At 36.3% G+C, this 12,610-nt stretch carries 12 protein-coding genes; 11 read left to right on the plus strand and 1 reads right to left on the minus strand.

Annotated elements, in window-relative coordinates:
• Nucleotides 1-7: 7 nt before the first annotated feature.
• The 5 genes from BFS35_RS06525 to BFS35_RS06545 all read left to right on the plus strand — a co-directional run bounded on the left by BFS35_RS06525 (nt 8) and on the right by BFS35_RS06545 (nt 3,615).
• Entirely contained in the window at nt 8-1,150 is a 1,143-nt protein-coding gene (locus tag BFS35_RS06525) for an acyl-CoA dehydrogenase family protein (RefSeq protein ID WP_099579171.1), read from the plus strand.
• A 132-nt stretch (nt 1,151-1,282) separates the two neighbouring features.
• Nucleotides 1,283-2,212, plus strand: a complete 930-nt coding sequence (locus BFS35_RS06530; protein WP_099579169.1) for an ABC transporter substrate-binding protein — start codon at nt 1,283-1,285, stop codon at nt 2,210-2,212.
• Nucleotides 2,213-2,329: 117 nt separating this feature from the next.
• Nucleotides 2,330-2,881, plus strand: coding sequence for a biotin transporter BioY (locus tag BFS35_RS06535; RefSeq protein WP_099579167.1), 552 nt, complete (start codon nt 2,330-2,332; stop codon nt 2,879-2,881).
• A gap of 130 nt (nt 2,882-3,011) precedes the next feature.
• Nucleotides 3,012-3,353: a hypothetical protein gene (locus tag BFS35_RS06540; protein ID WP_099579165.1), complete on the plus strand. Its 342-nt coding sequence runs from the start codon at nt 3,012-3,014 to the stop codon at nt 3,351-3,353.
• Nucleotides 3,328-3,615 (plus strand): hypothetical protein, encoded by a 288-nt coding sequence (locus BFS35_RS06545; protein ID WP_099579163.1) that lies wholly within the window; start codon nt 3,328-3,330, stop codon nt 3,613-3,615. The genes BFS35_RS06540 and BFS35_RS06545 overlap by 26 nt, the downstream gene beginning before the upstream one ends.
• A gap of 35 nt (nt 3,616-3,650) precedes the next feature.
• Here the strand turns inward: BFS35_RS06545 and fdhD are convergent, their stop codons facing one another.
• Nucleotides 3,651-4,442, minus strand: a complete 792-nt coding sequence (fdhD, locus tag BFS35_RS06550; RefSeq protein WP_099579161.1) for a formate dehydrogenase accessory sulfurtransferase FdhD — start codon at nt 4,440-4,442, stop codon at nt 3,651-3,653.
• 191 nt (nt 4,443-4,633) lie between these two features.
• Here fdhD and BFS35_RS06555 point away from each other — a divergent pair, with 191 nt between their 5' ends.
• Genes BFS35_RS06555 through BFS35_RS06580 form a run of 6 tightly spaced genes read left to right on the plus strand, consistent with a single transcriptional unit; the run spans nt 4,634 to nt 12,603 of the window.
• Complete coding sequence (locus BFS35_RS06555; RefSeq protein WP_407943223.1) at nt 4,634-8,308, plus strand: nitrate reductase subunit alpha; 3,675 nt, start codon at nt 4,634-4,636, stop codon at nt 8,306-8,308.
• Nucleotides 8,298-9,848 (plus strand): nitrate reductase subunit beta, encoded by a 1,551-nt coding sequence (narH, locus tag BFS35_RS06560; protein WP_099579159.1) that lies wholly within the window; start codon nt 8,298-8,300, stop codon nt 9,846-9,848. Before BFS35_RS06555 ends, narH begins: the two co-directional genes overlap by 11 nt.
• On the plus strand, nt 9,841-10,419 hold the full coding sequence (gene narJ / locus BFS35_RS06565; protein ID WP_099579157.1) for a nitrate reductase molybdenum cofactor assembly chaperone: 579 nt from the start codon (nt 9,841-9,843) through the stop codon (nt 10,417-10,419). Before narH ends, narJ begins: the two co-directional genes overlap by 8 nt.
• Entirely contained in the window at nt 10,412-11,086 is a 675-nt protein-coding gene (narI, locus tag BFS35_RS06570; protein ID WP_099579155.1) for a respiratory nitrate reductase subunit gamma, read from the plus strand. The genes narJ and narI overlap by 8 nt, the downstream gene beginning before the upstream one ends.
• Nucleotides 11,087-11,102: 16 nt before the next feature.
• Nucleotides 11,103-11,573, plus strand: coding sequence for a GAF domain-containing protein (locus BFS35_RS06575; protein WP_099579153.1), 471 nt, complete (start codon nt 11,103-11,105; stop codon nt 11,571-11,573).
• The gene (locus tag BFS35_RS06580) at nt 11,563-12,603 is read left to right on the plus strand and encodes a sensor histidine kinase (RefSeq protein WP_099579151.1); all 1,041 of its coding nucleotides are present in this window, start codon (nt 11,563-11,565) and stop codon (nt 12,601-12,603) included. The genes BFS35_RS06575 and BFS35_RS06580 overlap by 11 nt, the downstream gene beginning before the upstream one ends.
• Nucleotides 12,604-12,610: the final 7 nt, after the last annotated feature.

The raw sequence follows: 12,610 nt of genomic DNA on the forward strand, positions 1-12,610 counted from the left end.
GAGTGAAGTGGAAGAAACATTGTTTTTAGAGACAGAATTAGAAAGAAAATGGCGTGATCTATTTCATCAGAATAGAGAATGGATTGAGAAGAGTGCGCGAGATGCAGATCTTTATGCTGAACTCAATCATAAATTGATAGACTGGCTCATTGCACACGATTATCACAAATTAACACTTCCGGTAGAACATGGTGGTATGGGTGCTAATATTAAAGAACTGATTTATATACAAGCACAACTCGCGCAGCTCGATGAATCAACGGCATTATCGATTGGATGGCATCTCGGTATTGTAGGTGAAGTGTTTGAAGGTGATTTATGGCCAGAAACAATGATAACTGAATTTATTGATGATATTCATAAAGGTGCCATAACGAATCGCATAGTGTCAGAAAGTGAAATGGGTAGTCCGACAAGAGGTGGTAAACCAAGTACGAATGCGCAACTCATCGATGATAAATACGTGATAAACGGTACGAAAACATTCGCCTCTATGAGTGAGCGACTTACACACTTTATTGTAGGTGCTTTTAATCCTGAACTTAAAGCGATGTGCTTTTATTATGTACCGAGTCATTTAGAAGGTATTGAAATTGTGAATACTTGGGATATGGTGGGCATGCGGGCGACAGCGAGTCACGATATTATATTTAATAATGTTACGATACCAAAAAATTATTTGCTGGAAGTAAACCGCGAACGTCGACCGAATGCATGGTTAATGCATATTCCTGCTATTTATCTCGGTATGGCAGAGCGCGCTGTAGATGAAGCGGTAAACTTTAGCAAGCACTATCAACCCAATTCTATCGATACTTCTATTTCTGAAATTCCACATATTCAGGATAAAATAGCGAAAATGGAAATATTAAATATGCAATCACGTCACTTTATCTATCATGCATGTGATATGCATAGAGCAGGTAAAACAAATGATTTAGGAGAAACATTTGGTCTTGCGAAATATATTGTCGTCAATAATGGTCTACAAGTAATTGATTTAAGTATGCGTATTTTCGGTGCGAAAAGCTTAGAGCAAACACGTGTTATGGAACGATTATATCGCTCAATGCGCGCTGGTCTTCATAATCCACCGATGGATGATGCTGTAGAAAGAATGATAGTGAATAAAATATTGCGTAAACCATAGACTTGGATGTCCAAGTCTATTCTTTTTGTGTAAAATTGATATATTTTAATTTGAAAATAACATTTGATTAATTTCTGAAAGCATTTATAATTAAATGGTATTGATAATCAATCTCAATTAGGAGGATGGAAAATGAAAAAGTTTTTAGCGTTATTAATCGCATGCATTATGGTTCTTGCAGCATGTGGTGGTACGGGTGATAAAAAAGAAACAAAAGATACTTCAGGGAAATCAGAAATGGTAGATTTCAAATTAGATAATGGTAAGACAATCAAGATTCCGAAACAACCGAAACGAATTGTAGTAATGGGCGCAAGTTATGTCGGAAATCTATTGGATTTAGGTGTTAAACCAGTAGGTGCTGATCAGTATGCATTCCAATCAGACATTTTAAAACCTAAATTAAAAGATGTAGAAAAATTAAATGCGGGTGAAATTGAAAAAATTATTAAATTGAAACCTGACTTAATCTTAACGTTCGATACAGATAAAGATAATTCAAAATATGCTAAAATTGCACCAACAATTCCTTTTACATATACTAAGCATGGTTATCTAGATGTGCATGAATTATTAGGTAAAATTGTCGGTAAAGAAAAAGAAGCAAAAGCTTTTGTGGATCAATGGAAAGAAGAAACGAAAAAAGATGGTGAAGAGATAAAGAAACATTTAGGAGACGATAAAACGTATTCTATCTTCCAGTTCTTCCAAAAAGAAATATATGTATACGGAGATAACTGGGGTCGTGGATCAGAAATTATTTATCAGGCTTTTGATTTAAACATGCAGGATAAAATTACGAAAGATGTTAAACCTACAGGCTGGAAAAAAGTTTCTGCTGAAAGTTTAGGCGATTACGCAGGCGATATCGTACTTGTATCTAGTGATACAGGCAAAATTTCAAATACAGTAACTGAGTCTAAAGTGTGGAAAAACATGGATGCTGTAAAAAATAATAAAGTCGTACAGTATGATGCGGAAGATTTCTGGTTCAATGATCCAATTTCTTTAGAGCACCAAAGAAAAGTATTAAAAGAAGCATTGTTAAAATTAGAAAAATAAATTATTTCAAGCTGAGACTGATGTCTCAGTTTTTTTATATACAATTGTAAACTTATTATTTATTTAGGTTAACACTATTGCTATAATAAGATTATTCTGTCAGAAAAGAGGAAGATTATGAAAACAAAAGATTTGGTCATTGTCGGCATGTTTACCGCATTAATTGCTGTTTTAGGCTTATTACCACCAATAAGTATACCAGGTATTCCAGTACCATTTACATTTCAGAATTTAGGTTTTATTTTAGCGGGTTGTTTACTGGGTAGTCGATTAGGAGGGTTATCTGTTCTTATCTTTACAATCTTAGTAGCTATTGGACTACCAGTATTGTCAGGAGGACGTGGTGGTTTTGCTTTATTTTTTGGTCCGACGGGAGGTTACATTCTTTCGTTCACACTGATTGCGTTTATAATCGGACTATTTGTTGAACGTATGAAGTCTCCAAAAGTGTGGCAAGTGTTCCTGATTAACGCATTAATTGGCGCATTTTTATGTAATTTAATGGGTGGTACGTTTATGGCATTTAATTTAAAGCAGGATTTATTCACTGCGCTTAAATCAGTGATGGTTTTTATCCCTGGCGATTGTATAAAAGCACTGATTGCAGCAATACTTGCTGTAAAGTTACGTAATAACCCATCTATTCAAAAAAGTTTACGCATAAATTAATATGCGTAAACTTTTTTTCCTGTATAGAAAAGGAAATATTACATTATACATGTTAATATGATGATAATCATATACATATTTACGTTTTTCCTATGATTTAAGAAATATATATAAGAGAGTGGGAAATATCTTGGAAACGATAGTAATGCGCTTTTCTCGTAAAGATGTGGAAATAATGAATGGAAAAGACTTCAGAGTGCCTGATGTGTTGTTGATAAAACCATGGTATATTTCAAAATACCATCAAGAAAGAAAAAGTTGTCAACATATTAAACAGTTGATTACACAAAACCAACTAGAAGCAGAAAAAACGTATGCTGTAAAAATTAAGCTGATAGATCAGAGAACAATTAAATATGTGGATCAATATACATATGAATTAAATTATTATTTTGAAGATGTATTGAAAGCAACGGTGATATCAACTTACATAGAAGAGGTGTCTCATGCAGTTTCAAATCACATTGGATGAATTAAAACAATATTGGTCAGTAGTTACAGATGATTTAGGAGATATGATAATAGAAAAGAAAGTGCCTGGCAATTTAGTGATGCATAAAGTAATGACATTACTCAATGTTCCTGAAGTGATTTCTAACCAGGCAACATTCAAAAATGAGGTGTTCGTAGACGAACGACTATTCCTGGATCTATTTCAGGCGAACGACATGATTGAATATAAAGTGACATATGGAAGACAGCTAAAGTTAGCGGGTACGATACAATTAAAATAAAGTAGAGGACTTAATGATTAAATCCTCTACTTTATTTATTCAGTTATTATTCTTTCAGGATGACTGTAAACATTAAATGTATCATTTCGTACAAAACCTACAGCAGTAATATTTAAGTCTTCAGCAAGTCCTATTGCTAAATCAGTAGGAGCAGATTTACTCAATATTATACCGACCCCAATTTTAGAAGCTTTTATTAAAATTTCTGAAGATATTCTGCCAGAAAAGATGAGTATTTTATCTTTAATTGAGATGTTATTTAATATACAGTGTCCGTACAGTTTGTCGAGTGCATTATGGCGACCGATATCATTGCGGTGTAAGTAGAAATCTTGTCCATCACTGAGTGCAGCATTGTGTAGGCCGCCAGTCACTTTAAAATCTGCACTTTGACTTTGCATCGTATGCATCAAATGAAAAATTTCATCAGGTTTGATTGAACGTGTTGTCGTAGCAACTTTTGACGTTTTCATATCATTGACAAAATAAAACTGGCGACTTTTACCGCAACACGAACTGATCATACGCTTCGTAAACTGGCTTTGCGTTGTATTTACTTCATGCGTTAATTCTATATGACATAATCCTTTAGAATCATCAAGATGAAAATTTTTTATATCACTATATTTTCTGATGACACCTTCTGATGCTAAAAATCCTATTGTAAGTTCTCTTAAATATTTCGGTGTACATACAATTGTTGCGAATTCTTCTTTATTCACATACAACGTTAGTGGAAATTCATTCGCTATTGTATCCTCAATATTTATAAGCTTTCCATCTATATATTTCATCATTTTTCTATGTTGATATACTTCATGACTCATTCAATCAACTCCCATATACATATTATATTACAGTACATTTAAAAATTATATGCTGTAATAGACTTGTTCCTGCAATTGTTTGTCCTAGGGATTACCCTACACACTTAGGGAAATCCCCAATAGAAATCAATTGTGAAAGGTTTCATAATCTATGATAAGAGGGCAAAACTGCAATTAAAGGAGTGTTATGAATGGCAATTGGTACGGGATTACGTTTTTTTAAACCTACAGAAAGATTTAATGGCAATTGGTCAGTTTTAGAAGAGAAGAGTCGTGAATGGGAGAAGATGTACCGTCAACGATGGAGTCATGATAAAGTCGTACGTACGACGCATGGGGTAAACTGTACAGGATCATGTTCATGGAAAGTATTCGTTAAGAACGGCATTATCACTTGGGAAAATCAACAAATCGATTATCCTTCATGTGGTCCTGATATGCCTGAATTTGAACCGCGTGGGTGTCCACGTGGAGCATCATTCTCATGGTATGAATATTCTCCATTACGTATTAAGTTTCCATATGTACGTGGTGTATTATGGCGCCTTTGGCAACAAGCTTTAGAAGAACACGGAGACCCTGTTCGCGCCTGGCAATCAATCGTTGAAGACCCTGAGAAAGCACGTAGCTACAAACAAGCACGTGGTATGGGTGGACATGTACGTGTTAATTGGCGAGAAGTCACACAACTAATTGCTGCACAATTAATCTATACGATTAAGAAATATGGTCCAGACCGTATTGCTGGATTTACACCAATTCCAGCAATGAGTATGATCAGTTACGCAGCTGGAGCACGTTTCATCTCATTATTAGGCGGAGAAATGTTATCGTTCTATGACTGGTATGCTGATTTACCACCAGCATCACCACAAATTTGGGGTGAACAAACAGACGTACCAGAATCAAGTGACTGGTATAACGCGGGTTATATTATTATGTGGGGTTCTAACGTACCATTAACGCGTACACCGGATGCTCATTTTATGACAGAAGTACGTTATAAAGGTACGAAAGTAGTTTCTGTCGCACCTGACTATGCTGAAAACGTTAAATTTGCAGATAACTGGTTAGCGCCAAACCCTGGTACAGATGCAGCGCTGGCACAAGCAATGACGCACGTTATTTTAGATGAGTTCTATGAACAAAGGCAAGAACCGATGTTCATTAACTATGCAAAACAATATACAGATATGCCGTTCTTAATCATGTTAGATGAACATGAAGATACATTAAAAGCAGGTCGATTCTTACGTTCAAGTGACTTAGGTGACACAAGTGAACATAGTGAATGGAAACCTGTGGTATTCGATGATATTTCTAAACAAATCGTTGTACCGAATGGAACAATGGGACAACGTTGGGAAAAAGATGTAAAATGGAATATCAAATTAGAAACAGCTGACGGTACAAAAATTGATCCAGCAATGACAATTAAAGAAAAAGAACATGAAGTTGTTGAAATTGTGTTCCCATTCTTTGATAATGCAGGCAACGGAACATTCAAACGCCCGATTGCTGCAAAGAAAGTAACATTAGCAAATGGAGAAACGAAATATGTAGCTACAATTTATGATTTAATGTTATCTCAATACGGTGTAAATCGCTTTAACACAGCTTTAGAAGCTAAAGGTTATGATGATAAAGATTCAATCTACACACCAGCATGGCAAGAAGCTGTTGCCGGCGTTAAACCTTCAGTCGTTGTTCAAATAGCACGTGAATTTGCACAAAATGCAATTGATACGGGTGGACGTTCAATGATAATTATGGGTGCTGGTATTAACCACTGGTTTAACTCGGATACGATTTATCGTTCAGTATTAAATTTAGTAACGCTTTGTGCAACACAAGGTGTAAATGGTGGGGGATGGGCGCATTACGTAGGACAAGAAAAATGTCGTCCGATTGAAGGTTGGTCGACTATTGCATTCGCAAAAGATTGGCAAGCCCCACCGCGTCTACAAAATGCAACGAGCTGGTTCTACTTTGCAACAGACCAATGGAAATATGAAGAAGCGGGTGTAGATACGCTAACATCACCACTTGCTGAAAACGTGAAGTTTAAACATCCAGCAGATTATAATGTATTAGCAGCCCGTTTAGGTTGGTTACCATCATATCCACAGTTTGATAAAAATAGTTTATTATTCGGTGAAGACGCACGTGATGCGGGTAACTTTACGAATGAAGAAGTATTGAAACGCGCTGTTGATTCTGTGAAATCTCGTGAAACGAAATTTGCAGTAGAAGATCCTGATGCGAAACAAAACCATCCAAAAACGTTATTCGTATGGCGTTCAAACTTAATTTCAAGTTCAGCGAAAGGTCAAGAGTACTTTATGAAACATTTATTAGGTACGAAGCATGGCTTACTTGCTGAACCGAATGAACGTGAGAAACCTGAAGAAATCACTTGGAGAGAAGATACAGAAGGTAAATTAGATTTACTTGTAGCACTTGATTTCCGTATGACAACAACACCATTATATGCTGATGTCGTATTACCAGCTGCAACATGGTACGAAAAACATGATTTATCTTCAACAGATATGCATCCATTTGTCCATCCATTTAATCCAGCGGTTGATCCACTTTGGGAATCTAGAAGTGACTGGGATATTTATAAATCAATCGCAAAGACATTCTCTGAAATGTCAGAACGTCATTTACCAGGTACATTTAAAGATGTCGTTACTGCACCACTTGCGCATGACTCTCAACAAGAGATTTCCACACCAATGGGTATCGTTCGTGATTGGACGAAAGGTGAAGTTGAGCCAATTCCAGGTAAGACAATGCCAGGATTTGCAGTCGTAGATAGAACATATACAGATGTTTACGATAAATATATTTCAGTTGGACCATTACTTGAAAACGGTAAAGTCGGTGCTCACGGTGTCGCATTCAGCGTTAAAGAGCAGTACGATGAATTACGTTCTATGGTAGGAACGTATGAAGATGGTACAGTGAAGAATGGTAAACCAAGAATTGATACAGCAAAACGTGTCGCAGATGTTATCTTAAATGTATCTTCAGCAACGAATGGTCAAGTTTCTCAAAAATCATACGTAGACTTGGAAGAACAAACGGGTATGAAATTAAAAGATATTTCAGCAGAACGTGCAGCAGAAAAAATCACGTTTGCAAATATTACTGCACAACCGCGTGAAGTAATTCCGACAGCAGTATTCCCGGGTTCAAACAAACTGGGTCGTCGTTATTCACCATTTACAACAAATATTGAAAGATTAGTACCTTTTAGAACGTTAACTGGACGTCAAAGTTACTACATCGATCATGAAGTATTCCAGCAACTTGGAGAAGCTTTACCAGTATACAAACCGACATTGCCTCCAATGGTATTCGGTACAAAAGATAAACAAATTAAAGGTGGCGTAGATAGCTTAGTATTACGTTACTTAACACCACACGGTAAGTGGAATATTCACTCAACATACCAAGATAATCTTCATATGTTAACGTTATTCCGCGGTGGTCCAACAGTTTGGATCAACAACGAAGATGCAGCAAGTCATAACATCAACGATAATGATTGGTTAGAAGTTTACAACAGAAATGGTTTAGTGACAGCACGTGCAGTTGTATCACATCGCATGCCACGTGGCACGATGTTTATGTATCACGCACAAGATAAACATATTCAAACACCAGGTTCTGAAATTACAGATACACGTGGTGGTTCACACAATGCGCCAACACGTATTCACTTAAAGCCAACACAACTTGTTGGTGGTTACGCTCAAATTAGTTACGGATTCAACTACTACGGACCAATCGGAAATCAACGTGACGTTTATGTTGCTGTTCGTAAGATGAAGGAGGTTGATTGGCTTGAAGATTAAAGCTCAAGTTGCAATGGTAATGAATTTAGATAAATGTATCGGTTGTCATACATGTAGTGTTACGTGTAAAACAACGTGGACAAACCGTCCCGGTGCTGAATATATGTGGTTTAATAACGTTGAAACGAAACCGGGTATCGGTTATCCGAAACGTTGGGAAGATCAGGAGCAATATAAAGGTGGTTGGCAATTAAGCAAGAAAGGAAAGTTAGAGCTGAAATCAGGCTCTAAACTTTCTAAAATTGCTTTAGGTAAAATCTTCTACAACCCAGATATGCCTGAAATGAAAGATTACTATGAGCCATGGACATACAACTATGCAGATTTAACAAATGCAAAAGAGAAAAAACATTCTCCAGTTGCACGTGCTGAATCATTAGTTACAGGTAAGAAAATGGACTTAGAATGGGGACCAAACTGGGAAGATGATTTAGCTGGTGCACACATTACTGGACCAACTGACCCTAACATTGAAAAAATTGAAGAAGAAATCAAATTCAATTTTGAACAAACATTTATGATGTACTTACCACGACTTTGTGAACATTGTTTAAATCCAGCTTGTGTGGCAAGTTGTCCAAGTGGTGCGATGTACAAACGCGATGAAGATGGTATCGTTCTTGTTGACCAAGATGCTTGTCGTGGATGGCGTTATTGTATGACAGGTTGCCCGTACAAAAAGGTTTACTTCAACTGGAAAACGAATAAAGCTGAAAAATGTACATTCTGTTTCCCACGTGTTGAAGCAGGATTGCCTACTGTATGTTCAGAAACTTGTACAGGTCGTATGCGTTATTTAGGCGTGTTATTATACGATGCAGATAAAGTACTAGAAGCAGCTTCTGTAACCGATGAGAAAGATTTATATCAATCACAATTAGATTTATTCTTAGATCCACATGATCCAGAAATCATTGCTCAAGCAGAACGCGATGGTATTAGTATGGAGTGGATTGAAGCAGCACAAAACTCACCAGTGTATAAACTTGCAATTGAGTATAAATTAGCATTCCCATTACATCCTGAGTACCGTACACTACCAATGGTTTGGTACTGTCCACCACTTAGCCCAATCATGAACTACTTCGAAGGGAAAGATTCAATTAAGAATCCAGATATGATTTTCCCTGCAATCGAAGAAATGCGTTTACCAATTCAATATTTAGCGAATATGCTGACAGCAGGAGATGCTGAAACAGTGAAGCGCGCATTACAAAAAATGGCCATGATGCGTAGTTATATGAGAGCAATTTCAAGCGGTAAAGATTTCGATGAATCACGCTTAGACCGTGTTGGTTTAACAGCACAACAAGTAAAAGCAATGTATCGCTTACTTGCAATTGCTAAACATGAAGATCGTTTCGTCGTTCCAACATCACATAAAGAAGGTTATGTAAATACGTATAGCGCTCAAGGTGGCGAAGGTTATACAAGTGACAACTTCGGAGCAGATTGTGATGGTTGTGGACCAGTACCAGCTGGTAAATCAGGAAAAGAAGTGTATGAAGATAACTTCTACGGAGGCATTTGGCGTGATTGATTTAAATAAATTATACGAGTATAAAAAGTCATTCGGATTTTTTAGCCACCAGCTCGTTTATCCTGAAAAATTAAACTTTCATCCCAGAGAATTTGAAGGTGTGTTTGATAACAATCATCCAGCTTATGAAGCAGTAAACCAATACTGGAAAGATATGCATGAAATTAGTCTGTCAGAAATACAGGAAGTCTATACGTCTACATTCGATTTTGAGAAGAAGACGACACTATATATGACATTCGTGAAGTTCGAAGACAAAAAAGAGCGCGGACAAATGCTCGCACGATTAAAAGTATTATATGAAATGTTCGGTTTAGAAATGCCGTCATCTGAGCTATCGGATTTCTTACCATTAATGTGTGAATTTATCTATGCAGCTGAATGGCGTGGTGATGATCGTGCTGAAGAAAGTATGCAACTTGTACTAATGGTCATTGAAGACGGTACGTATAATTTACTAAATGCGTTAGAGCAAATTCAAAGTCCATACTACAATTTAATCCTTGCTATTCGTGAAACTTGTAAAGCGTGTCTATCAGTAGACGAAAAAGAGGTGACATCACATGCTTAGTCAATTACTATGGGTAATCTTTCCGTACGCATGTATTGCTATATTTATCATCGGTCATATTTTCCGATTTAAGTATGATCAGTTCTCCTGGACTGCAAAATCAAGTGAGTTTGTAGAAAAGAAACAATTGATGTGGGGTAGTATTCTATTTCACTTAGGTATTATTCCCGTTATTATGGGACATATTGTCGGACTTGGCATTCCTGCAAACTGGTTAAGAGCAATTGGTATAAATGATCATATCTATCATATCGGAGCGGTATACATTGGAAGTATTTTTGGTATTGTAACGTTAATCGGTATGTTATTATTAACAGCAAGACGTATCACGAATCAAAATGTAAGACATTTAAGTTCTGCTTCAGACATATTAGTAAACTTATTGTTATTGTTGATTGTATTCTTAGGTTGCTATTCAACAATTGTAACAAATGCTACTACGCCAGATTTTGATTATCGTGCGACTATTTCAGAATGGTTTAGAGGCTTGTTAATTCTTAGACCTCAGGCAGAATTTATGTTAAATGTGCCACTAGCATTCAAACTGCATGTCATCTCTGGATTCTTAATTACAGCATTATGGCCATTTACGCGTTTAGTTCATGTTTGGAGTGTACCAGTCAACTACGTTGGGCGTAGCCATATCATTTATCGTAAACATAAATAATATTGGGAGGGTAAGCATGGATACAATTATGATGCATAATTATCAAGAGAAAGTTGATCAATTAAGGGATAAATTAAATGTAGATTTTGTTGGACTTGCGATGCCCTCTGATTTAATCTCGCAAACAGATATTCATTGGACGTTTGTATCAGGCGCTACAAATGAACGTTACAAAAGAATAGAACTCCAAAAGGGGAAAGGAATAGCCGGATTTGTTCTCAAATCCGGCCGTTCTTGGATTGAATTAGATGTATCTACTAGTAGTATCGCAACACATATATTTGACTTCCCGATTGTTCGCTTTGAATCACTTACAAATTTTATGGCATTGCCACTTTGGAAATACAATAAAGTTGCAGCTGTCTTACTCATGGGCAATAGGGAGAACAAGCCTTTTGATTTAGCAATTTATGATGAAACTAACAGGGAACTAGATAAAGGATTGGGTGCTTTCTACCGTAAGGATGTGATCAATAGTGCCACTTAACTCTAACCACTATAATGACACATTATTAGAAGAATTAATTAAAAGTTATTATAATGATACTGATGAATTGATTATTTTCATTAATGCAAATAATACAATTTTAACGATGAATGATGCTGCAAAGCGTGTGCTAAATTATGCATCAAATCTCGACGCATTGTTAGAGAGCTTTTGTTCAACTTGTATGGGGTATACGAATGAGCATGCACTCATGACTTGTATGAATTGTTTTATAAAAGTTAATCAAGATAGGCAGTCTTTTCAACTTTTCTTAAAGAATGAGAACGGTGAGCCTGTGGCATATTCAGCTGCTTACGTCGTATTAAATAATACACCGCAAGTGAAAGTATTAACGCTTCAAAACGTATCACCGCAATTAAGAACGCAAGAAATGTTGCATCAAAAGACAATCACAAAAAAGATTATCAATGCACAGGAGAATGAAAGAAAGAGGATTTCTCGTGAATTACATGATAGTGTTATTCAGGAAATGCTAAACGTCGTTGTAGATTTAAGATTAATTAAATATAAAACTGATGAAGAATTAGACAAACATGTGCAACTGATTGAAGGTTCTATGTCACGACTGATGAATGATATTAGAAATTTATCAGTTGAACTTAGACCTTCTTCACTTGATGATTTAGGTCTTGTTGCAGCTTTTCGTTCTCATTTCAAACAACTTGAAAAAAATTATGGATTAGAAGTATTGTTTGCTACGAATTTAAATTCAGAGCGTTTTTCGAGTGAAATTGAAACAGCAGTTTATCGTATTATGCAAGAAGCGATTTTAAATGCTCTAAAGTATGCAAATGTTGATGAAGTTCACGTATTAGTTCAAAAAGAAAAGGAAGAACTTATCCTGGAAATCAGTGATAATGGAGATGGATTTGAAATTGGAGCAACACCAAAAGGGTCTGGATTAGGCTTATTTGGTATGCAGGAAAGAGCTGAAATAGTAGGTGGCTCTGTAATTATTAACAGTGAGAAAGGTAAGGGAACATTTATTACACTCACCATCCCACTGTAGGGGGATT

It is taken from the genome of Macrococcoides goetzii, from assembly GCF_002742385.2.
GTDB lineage: Bacteria > Bacillota > Bacilli > Staphylococcales > Staphylococcaceae > Macrococcoides > Macrococcoides goetzii.